Origin of the sequence: Streptomyces sp. NPDC052101 (genome assembly GCF_040680235.1) — a bacterium.
Lineage (GTDB): Bacteria > Actinomycetota > Actinomycetes > Streptomycetales > Streptomycetaceae > Streptomyces.
Window position 1 is genome coordinate 70,242 of sequence record NZ_JBFAWH010000025.1, and the last position, 21,531, is coordinate 91,772.

The following is a 21,531-nucleotide window of genomic DNA, read 5'->3' on the forward strand; positions in this document are numbered from 1 at the left end:
GGCGACTGATGAGTCATGCAGAAGGATCATTTCTTCACGCGGCGCCGGATGCTCCTCGTCGGCGCCGCCGCTCTGGGGGCCGCGGGTACCGGCGGAGCCGTTCTGGCGAATGTCGCCGAGGAGACCGCCAAGACCGCCGCCGACCGCACCCACGCCCCCGTCCCCGGTCCGCAGGCCCGTCAGGCGCCCAAGAACTCCGCGTTCCGGCTCCAACCGCTCACCGGCGACGGGCCGCCCCGTGCCGCGCCGCGCAGACTGAAGGTCCGCAAGGAGCCCATCCTCGAGATCTCCGGGCGCGGCCGGCACATGATGCTGACCTTCGACGACGGCCCCAACCCGGACTACACCCCGCACATCCTGGACACCCTCGCCAAGTACGACGTGCGGGCGATGTTCTTCGTGTGCGGCGAGTGCGTGGCCGACTACGGGGAACTGGTGGCCCGGATGGCCGACGAGGGGCATGTCGTCGGCAACCACACCTGGACGCATCCTCTGCTGACGACGCTCAACCGCAAGGAGATCCACTCCGAGATGAAGCGCACGAGCGACATCATCGAGGACACCTACGGCGAGCGCCCGCAGTGGTTCCGCGCGCCCTACGGCGCCTGGAACCGGGCCGCGTTCCAGCTGGGTGCCGAGATGGGCATGGAGCCGATGGCCTGGACGGTCGACACCACCGACTGGATGGAGCCCGGCACCGACACCATCATCGACCGGGTGGAGAGCGGCGCCGCCCCCGGCGTCGTGGTGCTCTCGCACGACGCCGGGGGCGACCGTTCGCAGACCGTTCACGCGATCCGTGAATGGCTGCCCTATCTCATCGACTCCGGATATCATCTGACGGTCCCGCGCCGCCGCGTATGACCGTTCTCCGGTAATTCCCCGGACCTTTGTCCCCCGGCCGCGGTGGCTCAGTTCACCGCGACCAGGCGGGCGAAGACGACGACATTTCCGTCGTAACCGTTCTGCTTGGAGAATCCGCCGCCGCAGGTGATGATCCGCAGTTCCGGCGCTCCCTTCGAGCTGTACACGCGATCGCCCGGAAAACTGCTCTTCGAGAAGACCTCGACCCCATAGGTCTCGAACACGGCGGTCTTCCCGTCCTTGCGCAGGACCTCGACCCGGTTTCCCTTTTTCATCGCCCCGAGTCCGTAGAACACGGCCGGGCCCCGCTGGTTGTCGACGTGGCCCACGACGACCGCGGTGCCCTGCTCGCCGGGGGAGACCGCACCGGTGAACCAGCCCGCCAGATTGGCGTTGTCCGGCGGCGGCGCGCCGAGCCAGCCGTCCGTGTTCAGACCGACGGGCACGACCGGCGCGTTCACCTGGATGGCCGGGATCCGGATCCGGTCGACGGCGGAGAACGCGAGCGGCGCAGCGGTCGCGGTGAAGGTGCCCGTGCCGGTACGGGCGTCCGGGGCCGCCGCCGAGGCGGGCTGCGGCGGACCGACGTCGAACTCCCCCGAACCGTTGCGCATGAGCGCCAGGCCGGTCAGCAGAAGAAGCGCTATCACGCCCCATGGGGCACGCTTCTTCCGTCGCGCCTCCGCTTCGGCAAGCTCGGACAGCTCGAAGACGGACATCACCCATCCCCTCTCGACGCGGCCGCTACCACCTCCATCGCGCATAGGAAAACGCTAAGTCCCGTGCACGTGACGGGCGACGGGGCGACTGGCGAACGGGTGGTCCGCCGCCTTGATGGTGCGCCATCCGAGTTGCCGTTCCGAGGAATTTTCTGACGGTCCGTGACCTGCGACTATATCCGATTGTGTGCTTTTCGTCCGGCGTGTTGCCTCACCAGGACGGACGATTCTCGACATGCGGGCGTGTTCCGCGCGCCCGAATGTCATCCCGGGAGGTGTTCTCTCGCCGATCGACCGGGGACAGGTCCCGGGCAGCCTCCCGCGGAGGATCACATGCGAAACCAACGTGCCCTGGCGGCCGCGTGCGCCGCGGTCGCCGCGCTCGGGCTCGCCGCCCCTGTGGCCGTCGCGGACGGCATGGACAACGGCGGCGGCCCCTCCAACAACAACGCGGGCTTCGGTAACGGCGGCGGCCCCTCCGACAACAACGCGGGCTTCGGCAACGGCGGCGGCCCCTCCGACAACAACGCGGGCTTCGGCAACGGCGGCGGCCCGTCCAACAACAACGGGGGCCAGGACTCGGGCAGCGGCATCAGCGGCAACTTCAACATCCGCGGTCACTTCAATGACAACGGCGGCCGTGGGGACGGCGGACGCGAGCAGGGCCGCGGGGACGACTTCGGGGGCCGGGGCGATGACTTCGGCGGTCGCGGGGACGACTCCGGCGGCCGCGGCGACGGCGGCCCGCGGAACATCTTCGCCACGCCCGGCGTGATCGCGAGCGGCGCCCGGCTCACCGTCACCGTGACCGGCTGTCGCGGCGGCACCATGTCCTCCCGTGCCTTCCCGACCACTCAGCTCAACCCGTTCCATGACGACACCGCGCGCGGCAGCGCCAGGATCGACCGCGACGCGCGTCCCGGCCGGTACGACATCACGGTCCACTGCGAGGGACGGTCGCTGACGCGCCCGGGCACGTTCACCGTGCTCGGCGGTGTCCAGGGCGGGGTCGGCGGCAGCATCTCCAGCGGCGCCACGTCGGCCGACATGGCGATCGGCGCCGGACTCGTGGCCTCCGCGGTCGTCGGGGGCGGTGTGTTCTGGCTGCGACGCAGAAACGAGAAGCGGATCTGACGCCCCGCCGGCGCTCTTCCGGCCCGTCCCTCCGTCCGGCGCACGTCGCCAACGCGATCGCCCCGGTCCCACGCGGGAACCGGGGCGAAAGCGTTTCCGTAGGAGGGGTCGGCCGCCCTCCTGCAGGGGGCGCGGCCGCGAGAGGCTATCCGTGGACGCCTGGAAACAGGTTCACGAACGGTTCCGCGGTCACCGCGATGCCCCGGCTGTAGGGGGCGTCGAAGTCCCAGATGAGGAACAGCATGAAAGCGATGGTCGCCGAGAACAGCCCGGCCAGGACCAGTTCGCGTCGGGTGCGCCGGATCTGCAGCGCGAACACCATGCCGATGGTGATCAGCCCCCCGGTGAGCAGGCCCCACCACACCACCGACGGCATCGTGGCCCCGGTGGAGTCGGCGCGCGCGTTGCGCGCCTGGTCGGCGGCGGTCATCTGGTCCAGCAGCGGCTGGTAGGCCTGCGCCTCGAAGTCGTTCTTCGGCCGGTAGTCGGTGACGTCCTGGCGGACCTTCTGCAGCAGTTGGGCGCCGCGGTCGGTGACACGCGCGTCGTGGGACATCGTCTTCCACTCGTGGTCGACGACATAGGCGACGTAGGCGTTGACATCGCCCCGGATCCGGTCACGGGCGTCCGGCGGATAGACCCGGACCCGCTCCGAGATCTCGTGCAGCGCCTGGGCCTCGTTCTGCACATGGTCCTGGGCGGAGCTGCGGGCCTCCCACACGCCCGCGATGGCGAGGCCCAGGACGATGGCGTACACCACGCCGATCCACATCGTCATGTACTCGATGACGTCCGGGGTCTCGTTGGGGTCCTCGTCCTCGGGGGCCCGTTTGTTCCGTACGAGGATGACGACCACCACCACGGCACAGGCCGCCAGCATCGCGAGGACGAGAACAAGCCAATCCGGCAACGGATACCTCCAGAAGGTGAGCTGGCCGGCGCGTCAGCGCGGGCGCAGGGCCGCGACGGCGACGATCGCCGGAACGGTGATGAGCAGGACATAGATGACCGGAGTGGTGTGGTCCGGCGCGCTGTGGGCGACGGGGTGCGGGTGGTACGCCGGATAACTGACCCGGGTCGCCAGGGGCCGCACGACGGGGGTCGGCTTCGGCTTCGGTGCGGGCCTGGGGGCCGGCTTCGGGGTGGGAGTGGGTGTCGGCGCCGGCCGCGGGGCCGGCGGATCCGGGGCGGGCCGGGGCGGCGGTTTCGGCTTCGGTTTCGGAGCGGGCTTCGGCGTCGGGCGCGGGGTCGGCTTCGGTGGTGGTGGTGGCGGTGGCGGTGGTTTCGGGGTCGGCGTCGGTGTCGGGGTGGGCGGGCACGGTGGCAGGGTGGGGCTCGGCCAGGGCGGCGGGGTCGGCCAGCGATGGCTGCCGGCGTAGGCCACCGCCACCGTTCCGTCCGGGCCCGTCGAGGCGTACGCACAGGCGTCGGCCGACGCGCTGCCGACCGGGCAGCCGACCAGGGTCCAGGTCAGCGTCACCAGGGCCAACACCCTTGCGGCGGGCGGGCGTCGGATCACTTCGGGTCCATGCACGACGAAGATCATGGGGTGCGAAACCCGGTCGTACGCCGTAGTGCCCATGGATTGCACCGAAGGGAGGACATAGCGCGATCAATGGTTTGACGCGGTGCGGCGCGTCAGGGGCGCGATCCGCACGCCCGTACGGGCCGCGCGTCCGAGCCGGTCACAGGATCCGGAAAGAAATTCCCGAAGAACTTCGCGTCCCCGTTGAACGCTCCGGCCCCCTCCGTGCGTACCCATGGCCGTGCGGCGGCGCGGCAGAGCGCCGCAACATTCAGGCGAATATGGGGAGTTGGACATGAAGACCTCCTGGCGGACCGCCTCACTGGTGGCCACAGCCGCTTCGGTGCTGCTGCTGACGACGGCGTGCGGTCAGGACAACAGCGCCACCCCGGCATCGGCGGCCCAGAACGTCGGCGCCACCGCGCCCGCGGGCAGCCCGACCACCGGCGCCGCAGTCGGCGCCGGAGCGGCGAACGGTTACGGCGCCGACGGCAACCAGAGCTCCAGCTCCCCGACCCCGGCCGCCCCCGCGGGCAAGCTCACCGTGGCCGCCAACCCCGACCTCGGCAATGTGCTGACCGACGGCTCCGGCCTCACCCTCTACCGGTTCGACAAGGACACCGCCAACCCGCCCAAGTCGAACTGCGCCGGCGACTGCGCCACCACCTGGCCGCCGGTGCCCGCCGACGACGCCACCGCCGGCGCCGGCATCGACAAGGCGCTGCTCGGCGAGGTCACCCGCCCCGACGGCACCAAGCAGCTCACCATCGGCGGCTGGCCCGCCTACCGCTACGTCAAGGACGTCAACGCCGGTGATGTCAACGGCCAGGGCGTGGGCGGCAAGTGGTTCGCGCTCGCCCCGAACGGCAAGAAGGCCTCACTGTCCTCGCTGCCCGGACTGTCCGTCCGCAAGGACCCCAAGCTCGGCGACATCATCGTCGACAAGAACGGCAGGACCGTCTACCGCTTCCTGAAGGACAAGGCCTGGCCCAAGGTCATCTCGAACTGCACCGGAGCCTGCCTGGAGAAATGGCCGGCGGTCGGCATCGTCAAGCCCGAGGACACCCAGGGCGTCAAGAAGAAGGGCCTGATGGGCTTCACCCGCCCCGACGGCGTGCAGCAGATGACCGTGAACTGCTGGCCGATCTACACCTTCTCCGGGGACAAGGCCCCCGGTGACACCAACGGTGAGGGCGTGGGTGGCACTTGGTACGCCGTCTCGCCCGACGGCAAGCCGGTCGGCGCGCCGGGCAAATAGATCACCTCCCCAGGGTCGATCGCCCCGCCCGACCCGGAGCGCCACCGAAGGTCCGCCCCCTCCGCACCGCACGGAGGGGGCGGACCGTTGTGCATGGGGAGTTGTGCATGTGGGGATGAGCCGAGCAAGTGGCGCACCCGTCGCACAGCGGGGTCATACGGGCACTTGCCGCAGGCAGTGGCGGGGAACGGACGGTCAATTTCCGTTTTGGGTCGCTCCTTTGCCGGGCGATCAGTAGCCTCAGCTCGAACACCGGATCGCCTGCCCCTGTCGCCCACCCCTTGGAGAGATATATGGAGCGCCCCGCCTGGGCCCCCCGGAGCATCGACATCTCGGTGCCGAGTGTCTCGCGGATCTACGACTATTACCTGGGCGGTTCGCACAACTTCGAGGTGGACCGGGAAGCGGCCCGCAAGGCGATGGAGTTCATGCCGGGGCTCCCCAAGATCATGCAGGCCAACCGGGCGTTCATGCGCCGCGCCGTACGGTTCGCGGCCGAGCAGGGCATCACCCAGTACGTGGACGTCGGTTCGGGCATCCCGACGTTCGGCAACGTCCATGAGGTGGCCCAGGCGGCCGCGCCGGGCGCCCGCGTGGTCTACGTCGACCACGACCCGGTCGCCGTGGCGCACAGTCAGGCCGTACTGGCGGGCAACGAGGAGGCGGACGTGGCCGCCGCGGACCTGCGCAAGCCGCAGGAAATCCTTTCGAGCCCCCAGGTGGAGCGACTGATCGACCTGAACCGGCCGGTTGCCCTGCTCCTCGTTGCCATACTGCACTTCGTGGAAGACGCGGACGACCCCTACGGTGCGGTGGCCGAGCTGCGCGACGCGCTCGCGCCCGGCAGCCTGCTGATCCTCACCCATGCCTCGTACGAGGGAATCCCGGTGCCTGCCGAGCGGGCCGAGGGCGCGGTGGACGTATACAAGGACATTCGCAACCCGCTGATCATGCGCTCGCGCGACGAGATCGCGCGGTTCTTCGAGGGGTACGACATGGTGGAACCGGGACTGGTGCCGATGCCGCACTGGCGGCCGGAGTCGGCGCCGGAGGACGAGGATCCGTACGCCTTCTCCGGATTCGCCGGCGTGGGGCGTACGGCGTGAGCGCCGAGCCGGACGGGCCGGAGGACAGACTGCGCCGGTTCACGACGATCTGGAGCCGGGCGGTCTACCCCGTGACCTCCACGTCGCTGACCCGCGCGGAGTTCGAGCGGGAACTCCTCCCGCTCGCACACCGGTTGAGTGAGCTGCTGCGGGCCCGCGGCTTCGACGCGGACGGTGCCAAGGCGGTCGGCGCCGCGCTGGTCGGCGCGCACTGCACCGACCCCGAGGCACTCACCCGGACCCTGGACTGCGTCGACGCCTATCTGGTGCTGTACTGCGCCGGGGACGGCCCCCAGGACGAACCGCGCATGCGCTCCTCGCGGTTGCAGCACGCGATGGCCGCCGGGTACGCCCAGGCGCTGCGCGAGCGCACGCTCACCGAGCAGGAGTCCATCGCCCAGGCCGCGCTGCAGGCCCAGGGTGTGGTCGCCCAGGCCCTGCACGCCAGCGAGGCCCGCTTCCGCGCGGTCTTCGAGGGCGCGGCCATAGGGATCGGCATCGCCGACCTCGACGGCAACGTCCTGCAGGTGAACGGGGCGCTGCTCCGCATGTTCGGGCAGTCCGACCACACGCTACGCGGCCGCCGTGTCCAGGACTGGGTGCACCCCGAGGACGCGCCGCAGACCTGGAGGCTCTACGACGAACTCGTCCGCGGCGAGCGCGAGCACTACCACGTCGAAAAGGCCTTCAACCGGCCCGACGGCACGGTCCTGTGGACCAACCTGACCGTCTCCCTGCTGCGCGACGCCGACGGCGCGCCGCAGTACCAGCTGGCCCTCATGGAGGACACCACCGAGCGCCGGCTGCTCAACCTCCGGCTGCGCTACGAGGCCACACACGACGCCCTCACCGGCCTCCCCAACCGGACGCTGTTCTTCGAGCGCCTGGAGAAGGTGCTGGGCGCGGGGGAGGGGCAGCGCTTCGGCCTGTGCTACCTCGACCTGGACGGCTTCAAGACCGTCAACGACAGCCTCGGCCACGCGGCCGGCGACCGGCTGCTGGTGGAGGTCGCCGACCGGCTGCAGTCCTGTGCGACCGCGCCCGGCGAGATGGTCGCCCGGCTCGGCGGCGACGAGTTCGTGGCCCTGACCACCGGGCCGGGCACCGAGCGCAACGTCGACGAACTCGCCGAGCGCATCATGAACGCCCTGGTCACCCCGATCAGCATCGACGGCCGGGACCTGATGGTGCGCGGCAGCCTCGGCATCGTCGAGGGCCCGGCGGGTGAGCGCACCGCCGCCGAGGTGCTGCGCAGCGCCGACATCACCATGTACCGGGCGAAATCGGCGGGCGGTAACCGCTCCGAACTCGCCGACCCGGAGGCCGACGCCCGCGCCATCACCCGCCACGGCCTGACGACCGCCCTCCCCACCGCCCTGGAGCGCGGCGAGTTCTTCATCGAGTACCAGCCGCTCGTCCACCTCGGCGACGGCAGTGTGCGCGGCGCCGAGGCGCTGGTCCGCTGGCTGCACCCGCAGCACGGTGTGCTCGGCCCCGACCGCTTCATCCCGCTCGCCGAGCACACCGGACTGATCGTCCCGCTCGGCCGCTGGGTCCTGGAGGAGTCCATCCGGCAGGCCCGCGCCTGGCGAGAACGGCACGGCGAGGAGTCGGCCCCCGGCCCCCTGCGCATCAACGTCAACCTGTCGCCGTGCCAGCTCAGCCATCCCGGGCTGGTGCAGGACACCGTCGACATCCTGGAGCGTGCGGGGGTCGCCCCGGACGCCCTGTGCCTCGAGGTCACCGAGTCCGCGCTCATCGGCGCCGACGACGATCTGCTCAAACCCCTGCGCCGGCTCGCCGAGATGGGCGTCGACATCGCCCTGGACGATTTCGGAACCGGTTACTCCAACCTCGCCAACCTGCGCCGGCTGCCGGTGAGCATCCTCAAGCTGGACCGATCCTTCACCCAGGGCATGCAGCGGTTCCCCGCCGATCCCGTCGACCTGAAGATCGTCGAGGGGATCGTCACCCTCGCCCACAGCCTCGACCTCGCCGTCACCGTCGAGGGCGTGGAAACCGGCGCCCAGGCCGAACAACTGCGGGTACTGGGCTGTGACACGGCCCAGGGCTGGTACTACGCCAGGCCGGGTCCACCGGAACGACTGCACGAGCTGGCGTTGGTGGACGCAACGGGATGAGCGGCGGGGGGTGTGGGGGCGCAGCCCCCACAAGGGGCGCGGGGAACGGCGAGACCAGCCACGACGGCGGGAAAGCCCGAAACGGTGCTTCTGGGGCAGACGCACCCGGCAAGAATCACCCTCACCGCTCAAGAAGCATCCGCTGCAATTCCCTGGCAGCCCGCGGCGGCGCCACGTCACTCCGGTGCGCCAATGCAATGGCCCGCTGCAACCCTGGCCGAGCCAACGCGGTGACCCGCAGCCCCTGCCCGGACCGCGTGGCGACCATCCGCGGTACCACAGCCATCCCCAACCCCGCCCGGACGAAGCCCAGCACGGCGTCCATCTCACCCCCTTCGACAGCGAACTCCGGCTCGAACCCGGCGGAGCGACACGCCGCCACGGTCAGCTCCCGCAGGTCGTAGCCGTGCCGGAACATCACCAGGCGCTCGCCCTCCAGATCGGCGATGCGCACCGCCCGCCCGCCCCGGCCGGGCGCGGGCGCCTCGGGTGAGGACACCACCACCAGTTCCTCCCGCAGCAGCTCCACCGTCGACAGCGCGGGCGCGGGCGTCGGCAGCGGCAGGACGACCAACGCGAGATCAAGGGCACCGCGCGCCAGCTCCCGCACCAGGTCGTGCGAGCCGCCCTCCTCGATCAGCAGCTGGATACCGGGATAGCGGTCGTGGAAGGCGCGCAGCACATCCGGCAGCAGCCCCGTGCACAGGCTCGGCGTCGCCCCCAGCCGCACCCGGCCCCGCTGCAGCCGCACCAGCTCCTGCACCTCATGGCGGGCGGTGTCCGCGTCGGCCAGGATCCGCCGGGCCAGCGGCAGCAGCGCCTCGCCCGCGTCGGTGAGTGTGATGTTTCCCCGGGCGCGCAGAAACAGATCCGCGCCCAGCTCCCGTTCCAGCGACTTGATCTGCTGGGACAGCGACGGCTGGGCGATATGCACCAGCTCGGCGGCGCGGGTGAAGTGCCGGGTCTCGGCGACGGCGACGAAATACTGAAGCTGCTGGAACTGCATGGTTTCACCATAGCTTCTGCCTATGGAAACAAGCTGGACCATGTCTTGGACTGATCGGGCGCTTCGGCCCTAGCGTGCTGTGCCATGGCTCTGGCAACGCGGACGGACCGACGGCCGTCCATGGCGCGCACGATGTGGGACTCCTCCGTCGGCAAGAAGACAGTGATGGCCGTCAGCGGCCTGATCATGCTGCTGTACCTGGTCGCGCACATGATCGGCAATCTGAAGATCTACTTCGGAGCGGGCGAGTTCAACCACTACGCCCACTGGCTGCGCACCGTCGGCGAACCCTTCATGCACTACGAGTGGACGCTCTGGCTCATCCGGATCGTCCTCGTCGTCGCCGTGGTCGCCCACGCCACGTCCGCGTACCAGCTCAGCCGCCGCGACATCAAGGCGCGGCCCAGCAAGTACGTGCACTCAAGGCCCCGGGCGAGCTATGCCACCCGCACCATGCGCTGGGGCGGGATCATCCTCGGCCTCTTCATCGTCTGGCACGTCCTGGACCTGACCACCGGCACCGTGCACCCCGGACACTTCCGGAACGGGCACCCGTACCAGAACGTCGTCGGCGACTTCTCGCACTGGTACAGCAACGTCATCTACATCGTCGCGATGCTCGCGCTCGGCCTGCACATCCGGCACGGCTTCTGGAGCGCCGCACAGACCCTCGGCGTCGGCAGCCGCGCCCGCGACCGCGCCCTGAAGACCATCGCCAACGTCCTCGCGCTGCTGCTCACGGCAGGTTTCATCGCCGTACCCGTGGGCGTCATGACCGGAGTGGTGAGCTGACATGACCGAATACGTGAACTACGCGACGGGCGAGCCGGTCGCCGACGCCAAGGCTCCGGCGGGGCCGGTCGACGAGCGCTGGGACAAGCGCCGCTTCGAGGCCAAGCTGGTCAACCCCGCCAACCGGCGCAAGCACACGATCATCGTCGTCGGCACCGGCCTCGCGGGCGGCTCCGCCGGCGCCACCCTCGCCGAACAGGGCTACCACGTCGTCCAGTTCTGCTACCAGGACTCCCCGCGCCGCGCCCACTCCATCGCCGCGCAGGGCGGCATCAACGCGGCGAAGAACTACCGCAACGACGGCGACTCGATCCACCGCCTCTTCTACGACACCGTCAAGGGCGGCGACTTCCGCGCCCGCGAGTCCAACGTCCACCGGCTCGCGCAGATCTCCGTCGAGATCATCGACCAGTGCGTCGCCCAGGGCGTGCCCTTCGCCCGCGAGTACGGCGGCCTGCTCGACACCCGCTCCTTCGGCGGCGTACAGGTCTCCCGCACCTTCTATGCCCGCGGCCAGACGGGGCAGCAGCTGCTGCTGGGTGCCTACCAGGCCCTCAGCAGGCAGATCGCCGCCGGCAACGTGGAGATGCATCCGCGCACCGAGATGCTGGACCTGATCGTCATCGACGGGCGGGCACGCGGCATCGTGGCACGGGATCTGATCACGGGCCGTATCGACACGTATGTCGCCGACGCAGTGGTGCTGGCCTCCGGCGGTTACGGAAACGTCTTCTATCTGTCGACCAACGCCATGAACTCCAACGCGACCGCCGTCTGGCGGGCGCACCGGCGCGGCGCGTACTTCGCCAACCCGTGTTTCACGCAGATCCACCCGACCTGCATCCCGCGCACCGGCGACCACCAGTCCAAGCTGACACTGATGAGCGAGTCGCTGCGCAACGACGGCCGGATCTGGGTGCCGAAGGCCAAGGGCGACACCCGCCCGCCGAACCAGATCCCCGAGGACGAGCGCGACTACTACCTGGAGCGCATCTACCCGTCCTTCGGCAACCTGGTCCCGCGGGACATCGCCTCGCGCGCCGCGAAGAACGTCTGCGACGAGGGAAGGGGCGTCGGCCCCGGCGGGCAGGGTGTCTACCTCGACTTCGCCGACGCCATCGAGCGGATGGGACGGGGGGCCGTCGAGGCCAAGTACGGCAATCTCTTCGACATGTACCAGCGGATCACCGACGAGGATCCGTACCAGGTGCCGATGCGGATCTACCCCGCCGTGCACTACACGATGGGCGGCCTGTGGGTCGACTACGACCTGCAGACCACCGTTCCGGGCCTGTTCGCGATCGGCGAGGCCAACTTCTCCGACCACGGTGCCAACCGGCTCGGCGCCTCCGCGCTGATGCAGGGCCTGGCCGACGGCTACTTCGTGCTGCCGGCCACCATCAACGACTACCTCGCCCGCCACCCCCACCAGGAGCCGGTGACGGCAGAACACCCCGCCGTACAGGAGGTGTTGGCGCAGACAGAGGACCGGCTGAACCTGCTGCTGTCCGTCGACGGCGACCGCACCCCCGACTCCTTCCACCGTGAACTCGGCGAGCTGATTTGGGAGTTCTGCGGCATGGCCCGCACCGACTCCGGGCTGCGCAAGGCACTGGAGCGCATCCCGCAGATCCGCGAGGAGTTCTGGCGGCGCATCAAGGTGCCCGGCACCGGCGAGGAGTTCAACCAGTCGCTGGAGAAGGCCAACCGGATCGTCGACTACCTGGAGCTGGCCGAGCTGATGTGCCTCGACGCGCTGCACCGCGCCGAGTCGTGCGGCGGCCACTTCCGCGAGGAGTCGCAGACCCCGGACGGCGAAGCCGCCCGCAGGGACGACGAGTTCGGCTACGCGGCCGCGTGGGAGTTCACCGGTACCGGCACCGCTCCCGTCCTGCACAAGGAAGACCTGGTCTTCGAGTACGTCCACCCCACTCAGCGGAGCTACGCATGAAGCTCACTCTGCGCGTCTGGCGGCAGAAGAACACCGGTGCCGAAGGCGCCATGTCCACGTACGAGGTGGACGGCATCTCCTCCGACATGTCCTTCCTGGAAATGCTGGACGTCCTCAACGAACAGCTCATCCTCGCCGGCGAGGACCCCGTCGCCTTCGACCACGACTGCCGCGAGGGCATCTGCGGCGCGTGCTCGCTCGTCATCAACGGCGACGCCCACGGTCCCGAGCGCACCACCACCTGCCAGCTGCACATGCGGTCCTTCCAGGACGGCGACACGATCGACATCGAGCCGTGGCGGGCGTCGGCGTTCCCGGTGATCAAGGACCTGGTCGTCGACCGGTCCGCGTTCGACCGGATCATCCAGGCCGGCGGCTACGTCACCGCGCCGACCGGATCCGCGCCGGAGGCCCATGCCACGCCGGTGCCGAAGGCCGACGCCGACTTCGCCTTCGAGCACGCGGAGTGCATCGGGTGCGGGGCGTGCGTGGCCGCGTGCCCCAACGGCGCCGCGATGCTGTTCACCTCCGCCAAGGTCAACCACCTGAACGTGCTGCCCCAGGGCGCGCCCGAGCGTGAGACACGGGTGCTGGACATGGTGGCGCAGATGGACGCGGAGGGCTTCGGCGGGTGCACGCTCACGGGGGAGTGCGCCACCGCCTGCCCCAAGGGTATCCCGCTGGTGTCGATCACCGGCATGAACAAGGAGTGGCTGCGGGCCACCCGGAAGGTGGCCAAGCGGTAGCGCCCACCGAGGAGAAGACGTTCGCCGCACAGGCGGACGGGCGGGGCCGGGAGCGGTGCTCATCCCGGCCCCGTCTGGCTTTCGGTGATCGCCGGGACCCCGGCGTTCAACATCCCCACATCCTCTCTCCTGGCACAGGTCACGCGCTCGCCAACCGGCGTCGGAAGAACAGGAGCGACGGGCCGTACGCGCAGCCCGTCGCTGTCGCCGTCGCCGAACCGGCCCGTGACCAGGAGAGAGCCATGACCGGCGTTTCCACCCTCGACCGCCCCCCACAGCCCGCGGCACCGACCCGCTACACGGTCACCCTCGCCCGTGACGAGGAGGACGTGCGTGCCGCGCAGCGGCTGCGGCACGACGTCTTCGCCAAAGAGATGGGGGCCCTGCTGGCCACCCCGCAGCCGGGCCTCGACGTCGACGCCTTCGACGCCTACTGCGACCACCTGCTGGTGCGCGACACCGTGACCGGGCAGGTCGTCGGCACCTACCGGCTGCTGCCCCCGGAGCGGGCCGCGGTCGCCGGGCGGCTCTACTCCGAGGGCGAGTTCGAGCTGGCCGCCCTCGACGGGATCCGGCCCTCGCTGGTAGAGGTCGGCCGCTCCTGTGTGCACCCCGACCACCGCGACGGCGCCGTCATCAGCCTGATCTGGGCCGGGATAGCGCGCTACATGGTCGACCGCGGGCACGAGTGGCTCGCGGGCTGCTGCTCGGTACCGCTCGCCGACGGCGGAACCCTCGCGACGGCCGCCTGGGAGCGGGTGCGCGGCAAGCACCTGGCCCCCGAGGAGTTCCGGGTCCGGCCGCTGCTGCCGTGGACCCCGAACGCCGAGGCCCCCGCCGGGCAGGCACCCCTTCCCCCGCCCGCCCGCCCTGAGCTGCCCGCCCTGCTGCGCGGCTATCTGCGCCTCGGCGCCTGGGTGTGCGGCGAGCCCGCGCACGATGCGGACTTCGGGGTCGCCGACCTGTACGTGCTGCTGTCGATGCGCCGGGTCAACCCGCGCTATCTGCGGCACTTCCTCTCCCTCGTGCCGGCCTGATGAGCGTCTGGCTGCCCAGCGCGCCCTGCACCCCGGGCGCCTGTGTGGAACCGGTCCCGGCAGCCGCGGCCCTACCCCGGGCCGTGCTGCGGCTGACCGCGGTCGTGGCCTTGCTGCTGGCCGGGATCGCGCTGTCCCCGCTCGGCGGGAGGATCCCCGCCGAGTGGGTCAGGCGGTGGTGCCGGGCGATCGTAGGGGCCATCGGGGTCGAGGTCCGCCTCACCGGTGTCGCCGCGCCGGCCGGCGGGCTGCTGCTGGTCGCCAACCATGTCTCCTGGCTGGACATCCCGCTGCTCACCGCCGTACGCCCGGCCCGGATGCTCGCCAAGACCGAGATCCGGCAGTGGCCGGTGGCGGGCGCGCTGGCCGCGCGCGGCGGGGCCCTGTTCATCGAGCGGGACCGGCTGCGCGCCCTGCCCGAGACCGTAGCCCGGATCGCCGAGGCGCTGCGCCGGGGCGCGGCCGTGGCCGCGTTCCCGGAGGGCAGCACCTGGTGCGGCCGGGCGCACGGCCGCTTCCACCGGGCCGTCTTCCAGGCCGCCCTCGACGCGGGCGTGCCCGTGCAGCCGGTCGGCCTGCGCTACCGGCAGGCCGGCGGCGGACCGAGCACGGCGGCGGCGTTCGTCGGCGAGGACACCCTGTTCGCCTCCCTGTGGCGGGTGGCCCGTACCCGGGGCCTGATCGCCGAGGTGGAGATACGGCCGGTGATCCCGCCGGGAGCCCACCTCGATCGCCGCGCGCTCGCCCGGGCCGCCCAGCCGGTCACCCCGGAGCCCGCCTGGACGCACACCGTGCTGGTGTCGTAGCCGCTGGTCTAGTCTTGCGCGGTGTCCCTCTTCACCAGGCGCCGCAAGGTGCACTTGTCGAACCACCGTACGGTGGACAGCCCCTTGGGCCCGATACGGATCAGCTACAGCAACTGGCCCGGGGTCATCGTGGCCGTGCAGTCTCCGCAGATGCCGACCGTCACGGTCGTGCCCGACCGCGACATCGGCGCCATGAGCATCGACAAGCAGGTGATCCCGTGCGAGACGGCCGGGCGAGGCGGCTGGAACCTGCGCCGCAAGGCCCGGACCCGTACGGCTCTGGTGGGGGACCGCGCCTACGAGCTGAGGCCCACCGGGCTGCGCAGGGCGCAGCTGCGCCGCGGGGGCGAACTCCTCGCGGAGGCGCGGGGCAACTGGCTGTCCTACAGCCCGTTCCGTGCGTTCCCGGGGCTGGACGCCAGGATGACCTGGGCCGGGTGGGCCGACGCCACGGACGTGGCGATCGGTCAGTCCATGGTGGTCGCCTACGGTGCCGGCGCACCGGGCGCGATCACGTCGTTGCTGGGCGACTGGCTGAGCTGAACAGCCGTCGGCTCAGGGCATGACCCGCGCCAGATAGGGCGCCGTCGCGCTGTCCGCCGCGCGCGCCACCCGTTCCGGCGGACCGGACGCGACGATACGGCCGCCCCGGTCGCCCCCGCCGGGGCCCAGGTCGATCACCCAGTCCGCGCCCGCGACCACCGTCATGTCGTGCTCGACCACCACGACCGTGTGCCCGGCGTCGACCAGCCCGTGCAGCCGGTCCATCAGCACCTCCACATCGGCCGGATGCAGCCCGGTCGTCGGCTCGTCCAGCAGATAGAGGGTGTGGCCGCGCCGGCCGCGCTGCAGCTCGCTCGCCAGCTTGATCCGCTGCGCCTCGCCGCCGGACAGCTCGGTCGCCGGCTGCCCGAGCCGCAGATAGCCGAGGCCCACGTCGAGCAGGGTGCGAAGGCTCCGGGCGGCGGCCGGGACGTCGGCGAAGAACTCCGCCGCGGCCTCCACCGTCAGATCGAGCACCTCGGCGATGTTCCGCTCCCGGTACGTCACCTGGAGCGTCTCGGGGTGGTAGCGGGCGCCGCCGCAGTCCGGGCAGGGCGCGTAGGTGCTCGGCAGGAACAGCAGCTCGACACTGACGAACCCCTCGCCCTGGCAGGTCTCACAACGCCCTCCGGCCACGTTGAAGGAGAACCGGCCGACGCCGTACCCGCGCGCCCGCGCCTCCTCGGTGCCGGCGAACACCTTGCGGACGACGTCGAACAGGCCGGTGTAGGTGGCCAGATTGGAGCGGGGGGTGCGCCCGATCGGCTTCTGGTCGACCCGGACCAGCCGGTCCACTCCCGCCGCCTCCTCCGCCAACTCCCCGATCAGCGTGGACTTTCCGGAGCCGGAGACCCCGGTGACGGCGGTGAAGGCACCCCGCGGGAACTCGGCCGTCACCGCGCGCAGGTTGTGCCGGGTCACCGGACCGATCTTCAACCAGCCGCTTGGCTCGCGGACCTGACGCGCCGGGCCGGGTGCCTCGTCGAACAGGAACGCGGCCGTCGCCGACTCCTCCACCGACGCCAGCTCGGCGGGCGGCCCGCTGTACAGCACGCGTCCGCCGTGCTCGCCCGCGCCGGGGCCGACGTCCACCAGCCAGTCGGCGCCGCGCACCACCTCCAGATGGTGCTCCACCACGAACACCGAGTTGCCGGCGGCCTTCAGCCGGTCCAGCACGGTCAGCAGCGCCTCGGTGTCCGCCGGGTGCAGCCCGGCGGACGGCTCGTCCAGCACGTACACCACGCCGAACAGCCCGGTGCGCAACTGGGTGGCGAGCCGCAGCCGTTGCAGCTCGCCCGCCGACAGCGTCGGCGTGGACCGGTCCAGGCTCAGATAGCCGAGGCCCAGCTCGACCACCGGCGCGATCCGGGACAACAGGTCCGCGGTGAGGACCCGGGCGGTGTCGTCGCCGCCGTCGAGCAGCCCGGCCAGGTCGGTCAGCGGCAGCGCGGCCAGCTCGGCGATGGTCCGCCCGCCGAAGGTCACCCGGAGCGCCTCGGGCCGCAGCCGGCTGCCTGCGCACACCGGGCAGGGCGCGCTGGCCAGAAAACGCTCCGCCTTCGCCCGCAGCGACGCGGACTTGGTGTCCGAGAACGTTTTCAGCACATACCGCCGGGCGCTCATGTACGTGCCCTGGTACGGCCGTTGGATACGGTCCGCGTCCCGGACCGGATGGACGGTGACGACCGGCTGCTCGTCCGTGAACAGGATCCACTCCCGCGCTTCGGCGGGCAGCTCGCGCCAGGGCCGGTCCACGTCGTGGCCGAGCGTGTCGAGGATGTCCCGCAGGTTCTTGCCCTGCCAGGCGCCCGGCCAGGCGGCGATGGCACCCTCGCGGATGGACAGCCCCGGATCCGGGACCAGCAACTCCTCGCTGGTGCCGTGCACTTGACCCAGTCCGTGGCACTCCGGGCAGGCGCCGGCCGCCGTGTTCGGCGAGAACGCGTCCGACTCGAGCCGCTCGGCACCCGGCGGATACGCCCCGGCGCGGGAGAACAGCATGCGCAGGGAGTTGGAGAGGTTGGTGACCGTGCCCACCGAGGAGCGGGAGGTGGGCGCCGAGCGGCGCTGCTGCAGCGAGACCGCCGGCGGCAGCCCGGTGATCTCGCCGACCTTGGGCGCCCCGACCTGGTGGATCAGCCTGCGCGCATACGGCGCGACCGACTCGAAGTACCGCCGCTGCGCCTCGGCGTAGATCGTGCCGAACGCCAGGGACGACTTCCCCGAGCCGGACACACCTGTGAACACGGCCAGTACATCGCGGGGGATGTCGACGTCGACGCCCTTGAGGTTGTGCTCACGGGCGCCGCGGACACGGACGTACGGATCATGTGGGCTGCGCATAGAGGGGAGACTCTATCCGCCCCGTGCGCTACGACTGCGGAGGGTTGTCCCGGTCCTGCCGGGTGCCGAACTCGTTCTTCAGCTTGTCCTGCGCGGCGTCGACCTGGGACTGGTACTTGTCGCCGGTGCGCTGGTCGATGTAGTCGCCGCCCTTGTCGATGCCCTTGTCGGCCATCTCTTCGTGACCCTTGAGCATGCTCTTGAGCTTGTCCATGAGGGACATGGCAGCCCTCCTCGTCGCTTGACGCTTCCCCTCCCAGGGTCACCGGCCCCGGCCTGGTTCGCATCTCGGAGCCGTCAGCGGCCCGGCGCGAAGAGCGTGGCGAGCCTGCGGTAGGAGTCGAGCACGGCCGTACGGTCGTAGCTGCTGGTCGTGACCAGAACCTCGTCGGCGTCCGTCTCCTTCAGCACCGTCCCGAGCTCGTGGGCGACCTGCTCCTCGGTGCCGGCGAGCTGACCGGCGAGACCCGACTCGTACAGGCCCCGCTCCTTCGCGGTCATCACGCGGGCCTCGATCTGCCCGGCCGGGGCGAGCGGCGGGAAGGTGCCGTGCGTGCGCGAGTACGCCATCGACCAGGCCTCCGGCACCAGCAGCCGCCGCGCCTCCTGCTCGGTGCCGGCGACCGCGACCGTCCCGGAGATCACGATGTACGGCTCGGACGCCCAGAGGGAGGGGCGGAACAGGGAGCGGTACTGGTCGATGCCGCGCAGCATCTTCTCGCGGCCCCGCAGATCGCCGATCACCATCGGCAGCCCCGCGCGGGCCGCGATCCGCGCGCCCTCGCCCATGGCCAGCACGAACGGCGGCACCCGCAGCCCTTCCGCGGGCCGCGCCCGCACCCCGCCCGGCGAGGTCCCCGCGAACCAGCCGAGCAACTCGCCGAGCTGGGCCGCGAAGTCACCGGCGTCCTCCTTGTCCCGGCCGAGGGCTCTGCGCACCCCGTTGGTGAAGCCGACGGAACGCCCGAGTCCCATGTCGATCCGGCCCGGGAACAGGGACTCCAGGACGCCGAACTGCTCGGCGACGACCAGGGGCTGGTGATTGGGCAGCATGACCCCGCCGGTGCCGACCCGGATCGTGCGGGTGGCCGAGGCGATGGCGGCGGCGAGCACGGTCGGCGCGGAACCGGCGACGCCGGGCACGCCGTGGTGCTCGGACACCCAGAACCGGTGATAGCCGAGCGCCTCCGCCTCCCGCGCCAGCGCGACGGTGTCCCGCAGCGCCTCGGCGGGCGCACGCCCCTCACGGGTGCGGGAGCGGTCGAGGACGGAGAACCGGGTCCGGGCGATCACTGTGCTGCTCATGCACGGTTCAACGCCCTGGCGGGCCCGGGATTCCCGGGCCCGCCAGGGCCTGGCTAGGGTGGCCGGGTGACCGACAGCAGCAGGCGCGCACTCGCCGTGTTCGACCTGGACAACACCCTGGCCGACACGGCCCACCGGCAGCACTTCCTGGAGGTGCGGCCGAGGGACTGGGCCGCGTTCTTCGCGGCCGCGCCCGCGGACCCGCCCCTCGCGGAGGGGGTCGCGCTGGCCCTGGAGACTGCTCGCGTGTGCGACGTCGTCTATCTCACCGGCCGACCCGAGCGGTGCCGGCGCTCCACGCTGGACTGGCTCGCGGCCCACGGACTGCCGCAGGGGCGTGTGCACATGCGGGGCAACGCCGATCGCAGGCCGGCCCGGTTCACCAAGCTGGAGATCCTGCGCCGGCTCGCCCGGGACCGCGAGATCCGCTTCCTCGTGGACGACGACGAACTGGTCTGCGACGACGCCGAGCGCGCCGGGTTCACCGTCATACGGGCCCGCTGGGCCGCGAAGTCCGAGGCCTTGCAGGAGGCTCAGGAGCGGGAGGGCCGCACCTGACACCAGGGCGGCGGCTCACTCCCCGTCCTCGATGCGGAAGCCCACCTTCAGTCCCACCTGGTAGTGCTCGATCCGACCGTTCTCGATCTGGCCGCGGACCTGGGTCACCTCGAACCAGTCCAGGTTGCGCAGCGTCTGGCCGGCGCGCGCGATGCCGTTGCGGATGGCCTGGTCGACGCCCTCGTGCGAGGTGCCGACGATCTCGGTGACCCGGTAGGTGTGATTCGACATGAGGGTTCTCCTCTCGTGTCAGGCCACCCTCCACCGTGCCCCATCCCCGCCCGGCCCGCACGGTGTCCCCGAGATACCGCGCGAGCAGCCCTTGACCCTCCGCATTGGTCCATACCAAAATCCAGCACACCCGTACGAGCGCTCCCGCTCGTCCCCCCACGTCGGGCCCCCACGCCTGTCCGCACCCTTGCCAGACAGAACAGGACCCTTCGTGAGACGTCGTCTGCTCGCCCTCGTGTGTGTCACCGGTTCCCTCGTGAGCGCCTGCGGGATGCTCCCGGGCGACCACGCGCGCAAGACCGTCACCGTGTGGCTGATGAAGGACAGCGCTTCGGGGGAGTTCCTCCACCGTTTCACCGAGGACTTCGAGCGCACCCACAAGGACCTGCGGCTCGACATCCGCATCCAGGACTGGACCGGCATCGTCGGCAAGGTCCGCACGGCGCTGAAGGACGACTCCGGCGACGGGCCCGACGTCATCGAGGTCGGCAACACCCAGGTGCCGCTGTACGCGGACGGCGGCCGGCTCGCCGACCTCACGCTGGAGTCGATGCGCGACTGGGGCAAGGACGCCTGGCTGCCCGGCCTCGCCGAGCCCGGCAAGGACGGCAACGCGCAGTACGGCATCCCCTGGTACGCGGCCAACCGCGTCGTCATCTACCGCAAGGACCTCTTCGAGGCGGCCGGTATCACCCGCCCGCCGCGGACCCGCGAGGAGTGGCTCGCCGCCACCGAGAAGCTCAACTCCGCCGGCAACCAGGGCATCTACCTCGCCGGACAGGACTGGTACACCCTCTCGGGCTTCATCTGGGACGAGGGCGGCGACCTCGCCCGGCAGCAGGACTTCAGATGGGAGGGCACCCTCGACACCCCGGCCGCGCTGCGCGGCATGGACTTCTACCGGCGGCTGCAGGCCCTCGGCCGGGGCCCGGTGGGCGCCGACGAGGAACACCCGCCCCAGGCCGGGGTGTTCGCCCAGGGCAAGGTCGCACAGATCGTCGCCGTACCGGGGCTCGCCCAGTCGATCGTGCGGCAGAACCCGGGCCTCAAGGGCAAGCTGGGCTTCTTCCCGGTGCCCGGGAAGACCGCCGCGCGGCCCGGCACCGTGTTCACCGGCGGCTCCGACCTCGTCATCGCGGGCAACACCAAGGACCAGTTCGCCGCGACCGCCGTCGTCGGCGCGCTCACCGGCGCCAAGTGGGACACCGAACTCGCCCGCACCATGAACTACGTGCCCAACAAGACCACCCTGGCAGGCGCGGTCGCGGGCGAGGAGGGGGTCGCCGCCATGGCCGCGGGAGCGGCACACGGCCGGGCGACCCCCAGCACCCCTCAGTGGGCCGACGTCGAGGCCGACAACCCGGTCAAGGCGTACATGACCCGGGTGCTGAACGGAGCCGACGCCCTGGCGGAGGCCCGGCGGGCCTCCGCCAGGATCACCCGGCAGCTGACACCGGACGTCTGAC

21 protein-coding genes are annotated in these 21,531 nt (G+C 71.1%); 13 read left to right on the forward strand and 8 right to left on the reverse strand.

What is annotated here, in order from left to right:
- The first annotated feature begins 15 nt into the window (after positions 1-15).
- Positions 16-864 carry a polysaccharide deacetylase family protein gene (locus AB0L75_RS33025; RefSeq protein WP_365188462.1) on the forward strand — a complete coding sequence of 283 codons (849 nt, stop codon included), beginning with the start codon at positions 16-18 and terminating at the stop codon, positions 862-864.
- A 47-nt stretch (positions 865-911) separates the two neighbouring features.
- On the opposite strand, the gene AB0L75_RS33030 is transcribed toward AB0L75_RS33025, so the two are convergent.
- Positions 912-1,583, reverse strand: a complete 672-nt coding sequence (locus AB0L75_RS33030; RefSeq protein ID WP_365188465.1) for a class F sortase — start codon at positions 1,581-1,583, stop codon at positions 912-914.
- 333 nt (positions 1,584-1,916) lie between these two features.
- Here AB0L75_RS33030 and AB0L75_RS33035 point away from each other — a divergent pair, with 333 nt between their 5' ends.
- On the forward strand, positions 1,917-2,717 hold the full coding sequence (locus AB0L75_RS33035) for a hypothetical protein (protein ID WP_365188468.1): 801 nt from the start codon (positions 1,917-1,919) through the stop codon (positions 2,715-2,717).
- Between the two features lie 145 nt (positions 2,718-2,862).
- Here the strand turns inward: AB0L75_RS33035 and AB0L75_RS33040 are convergent, their stop codons facing one another.
- Together AB0L75_RS33040 and AB0L75_RS33045 are read right to left on the reverse strand one after the other, a co-directional pair.
- On the reverse strand, positions 2,863-3,627 hold the full coding sequence (locus AB0L75_RS33040) for a hypothetical protein (protein WP_365188471.1): 765 nt from the start codon (positions 3,625-3,627) through the stop codon (positions 2,863-2,865).
- Positions 3,628-3,660: 33 nt separating this feature from the next.
- Positions 3,661-4,251: a hypothetical protein gene (locus tag AB0L75_RS33045; RefSeq protein WP_365188474.1), complete on the reverse strand. Its 591-nt coding sequence runs from the start codon at positions 4,249-4,251 to the stop codon at positions 3,661-3,663.
- Positions 4,252-4,537: 286 nt separating this feature from the next.
- Here AB0L75_RS33045 and AB0L75_RS33050 point away from each other — a divergent pair, with 286 nt between their 5' ends.
- The 3 genes from AB0L75_RS33050 to AB0L75_RS33060 all read left to right on the forward strand — a co-directional run bounded on the left by AB0L75_RS33050 (position 4,538) and on the right by AB0L75_RS33060 (position 8,747).
- Positions 4,538-5,500 (forward strand): SCO0930 family lipoprotein, encoded by a 963-nt coding sequence (locus AB0L75_RS33050; protein ID WP_365188477.1) that lies wholly within the window; start codon positions 4,538-4,540, stop codon positions 5,498-5,500.
- A gap of 293 nt (positions 5,501-5,793) precedes the next feature.
- On the forward strand, positions 5,794-6,606 hold the full coding sequence (locus AB0L75_RS33055) for an SAM-dependent methyltransferase (protein WP_365188480.1): 813 nt from the start codon (positions 5,794-5,796) through the stop codon (positions 6,604-6,606).
- Positions 6,603-8,747 (forward strand): EAL domain-containing protein, encoded by a 2,145-nt coding sequence (locus AB0L75_RS33060; protein WP_365188482.1) that lies wholly within the window; start codon positions 6,603-6,605, stop codon positions 8,745-8,747. Before AB0L75_RS33055 ends, AB0L75_RS33060 begins: the two co-directional genes overlap by 4 nt.
- A gap of 121 nt (positions 8,748-8,868) precedes the next feature.
- Here AB0L75_RS33060 and AB0L75_RS33065 read toward each other — a convergent pair whose 3' ends face one another.
- Positions 8,869-9,753: a LysR substrate-binding domain-containing protein gene (locus AB0L75_RS33065; protein ID WP_365188484.1), complete on the reverse strand. Its 885-nt coding sequence runs from the start codon at positions 9,751-9,753 to the stop codon at positions 8,869-8,871.
- 120 nt (positions 9,754-9,873) lie between these two features.
- Between AB0L75_RS33065 and AB0L75_RS33070 the strand changes: the two genes are divergently transcribed.
- From AB0L75_RS33070 to AB0L75_RS33095, 6 genes are all read left to right on the forward strand, one after another.
- Entirely contained in the window at positions 9,874-10,545 is a 672-nt protein-coding gene (locus AB0L75_RS33070) for a succinate dehydrogenase (RefSeq protein WP_365188577.1), read from the forward strand.
- A 1-nt stretch (position 10,546) separates the two neighbouring features.
- Positions 10,547-12,496, forward strand: a complete 1,950-nt coding sequence (locus AB0L75_RS33075) for a fumarate reductase/succinate dehydrogenase flavoprotein subunit (RefSeq protein WP_365188487.1) — start codon at positions 10,547-10,549, stop codon at positions 12,494-12,496.
- Complete coding sequence (locus AB0L75_RS33080; protein WP_365188489.1) at positions 12,493-13,242, forward strand: succinate dehydrogenase/fumarate reductase iron-sulfur subunit; 750 nt, start codon at positions 12,493-12,495, stop codon at positions 13,240-13,242. The genes AB0L75_RS33075 and AB0L75_RS33080 overlap by 4 nt, the downstream gene beginning before the upstream one ends.
- 242 nt (positions 13,243-13,484) lie before the next feature.
- Positions 13,485-14,279, forward strand: a complete 795-nt coding sequence (locus AB0L75_RS33085) for a GNAT family N-acyltransferase (protein ID WP_365188491.1) — start codon at positions 13,485-13,487, stop codon at positions 14,277-14,279.
- Positions 14,279-15,085 (forward strand): lysophospholipid acyltransferase family protein, encoded by an 807-nt coding sequence (locus tag AB0L75_RS33090; RefSeq protein WP_365188493.1) that lies wholly within the window; start codon positions 14,279-14,281, stop codon positions 15,083-15,085. The genes AB0L75_RS33085 and AB0L75_RS33090 overlap by 1 nt, the downstream gene beginning before the upstream one ends.
- Positions 15,086-15,106: 21 nt before the next feature.
- Positions 15,107-15,628: a hypothetical protein gene (locus AB0L75_RS33095; protein WP_365188495.1), complete on the forward strand. Its 522-nt coding sequence runs from the start codon at positions 15,107-15,109 to the stop codon at positions 15,626-15,628.
- A 12-nt stretch (positions 15,629-15,640) separates the two neighbouring features.
- On the opposite strand, the gene AB0L75_RS33100 is transcribed toward AB0L75_RS33095, so the two are convergent.
- The 3 genes from AB0L75_RS33100 to AB0L75_RS33110 all read right to left on the reverse strand — a co-directional run bounded on the left by AB0L75_RS33100 (position 15,641) and on the right by AB0L75_RS33110 (position 19,276).
- Entirely contained in the window at positions 15,641-17,971 is a 2,331-nt protein-coding gene (locus AB0L75_RS33100; protein WP_365188497.1) for an excinuclease ABC subunit UvrA, read from the reverse strand.
- 28 nt (positions 17,972-17,999) lie between these two features.
- Positions 18,000-18,194: an antitoxin gene (locus AB0L75_RS33105; protein WP_365188500.1), complete on the reverse strand. Its 195-nt coding sequence runs from the start codon at positions 18,192-18,194 to the stop codon at positions 18,000-18,002.
- Positions 18,195-18,268: 74 nt separating this feature from the next.
- The gene (locus AB0L75_RS33110) at positions 18,269-19,276 is read right to left on the reverse strand and encodes an LLM class flavin-dependent oxidoreductase (RefSeq protein ID WP_365188501.1); all 1,008 of its coding nucleotides are present in this window, start codon (positions 19,274-19,276) and stop codon (positions 18,269-18,271) included.
- Between the two features lie 66 nt (positions 19,277-19,342).
- Here AB0L75_RS33110 and AB0L75_RS33115 point away from each other — a divergent pair, with 66 nt between their 5' ends.
- Positions 19,343-19,834, forward strand: a complete 492-nt coding sequence (locus tag AB0L75_RS33115; RefSeq protein WP_365188504.1) for a hypothetical protein — start codon at positions 19,343-19,345, stop codon at positions 19,832-19,834.
- 15 nt (positions 19,835-19,849) lie between these two features.
- On the opposite strand, the gene AB0L75_RS33120 is transcribed toward AB0L75_RS33115, so the two are convergent.
- Positions 19,850-20,065, reverse strand: coding sequence for a dodecin (locus AB0L75_RS33120; protein WP_365188505.1), 216 nt, complete (start codon positions 20,063-20,065; stop codon positions 19,850-19,852).
- 211 nt (positions 20,066-20,276) lie between these two features.
- Between AB0L75_RS33120 and AB0L75_RS33125 the strand changes: the two genes are divergently transcribed.
- On the forward strand, positions 20,277-21,530 hold the full coding sequence (locus tag AB0L75_RS33125) for an extracellular solute-binding protein (protein ID WP_365188508.1): 1,254 nt from the start codon (positions 20,277-20,279) through the stop codon (positions 21,528-21,530).
- The last annotated feature ends 1 nt before the right edge of the window (position 21,531 follow it).

Bases quoted from the DNA above. Each gene is read 5' to 3' on its own strand.
- AB0L75_RS33080 (WP_365188489.1), top strand. From the start codon at position 12,493: ATGAAGCTCACTCTGCGCGTCTGGCGGCAGAAGAACACCGGTGCCGAA.
- AB0L75_RS33055 (WP_365188480.1), top strand. From the start codon at position 5,794: ATGGAGCGCCCCGCCTGGGCCCCCCGGAGCATCGACATCTCGGTGCCG.
- AB0L75_RS33070 (WP_365188577.1), top strand. From the start codon at position 9,874: ATGGCGCGCACGATGTGGGACTCCTCCGTCGGCAAGAAGACAGTGATG.
- AB0L75_RS33120 (WP_365188505.1), bottom strand. From the start codon at position 20,065: ATGTCGAATCACACCTACCGGGTCACCGAGATCGTCGGCACCTCGCAC.
- AB0L75_RS33065 (WP_365188484.1), bottom strand. From the start codon at position 9,753: ATGCAGTTCCAGCAGCTTCAGTATTTCGTCGCCGTCGCCGAGACCCGG.
- AB0L75_RS33090 (WP_365188493.1), top strand. From the start codon at position 14,279: ATGAGCGTCTGGCTGCCCAGCGCGCCCTGCACCCCGGGCGCCTGTGTG.
- AB0L75_RS33100 (WP_365188497.1), bottom strand. From the start codon at position 17,971: ATGCGCAGCCCACATGATCCGTACGTCCGTGTCCGCGGCGCCCGTGAG.
- AB0L75_RS33030 (WP_365188465.1), bottom strand. From the start codon at position 1,583: ATGTCCGTCTTCGAGCTGTCCGAGCTTGCCGAAGCGGAGGCGCGACGG.
- AB0L75_RS33085 (WP_365188491.1), top strand. From the start codon at position 13,485: ATGACCGGCGTTTCCACCCTCGACCGCCCCCCACAGCCCGCGGCACCG.
- AB0L75_RS33025 (WP_365188462.1), top strand. From the start codon at position 16: ATGCAGAAGGATCATTTCTTCACGCGGCGCCGGATGCTCCTCGTCGGC.
- AB0L75_RS33075 (WP_365188487.1), top strand. From the start codon at position 10,547: ATGACCGAATACGTGAACTACGCGACGGGCGAGCCGGTCGCCGACGCC.
- AB0L75_RS33035 (WP_365188468.1), top strand. From the start codon at position 1,917: ATGCGAAACCAACGTGCCCTGGCGGCCGCGTGCGCCGCGGTCGCCGCG.
- AB0L75_RS33105 (WP_365188500.1), bottom strand. From the start codon at position 18,194: ATGTCCCTCATGGACAAGCTCAAGAGCATGCTCAAGGGTCACGAAGAG.
- AB0L75_RS33110 (WP_365188501.1), bottom strand. From the start codon at position 19,276: ATGAGCAGCACAGTGATCGCCCGGACCCGGTTCTCCGTCCTCGACCGC.
- AB0L75_RS33050 (WP_365188477.1), top strand. From the start codon at position 4,538: ATGAAGACCTCCTGGCGGACCGCCTCACTGGTGGCCACAGCCGCTTCG.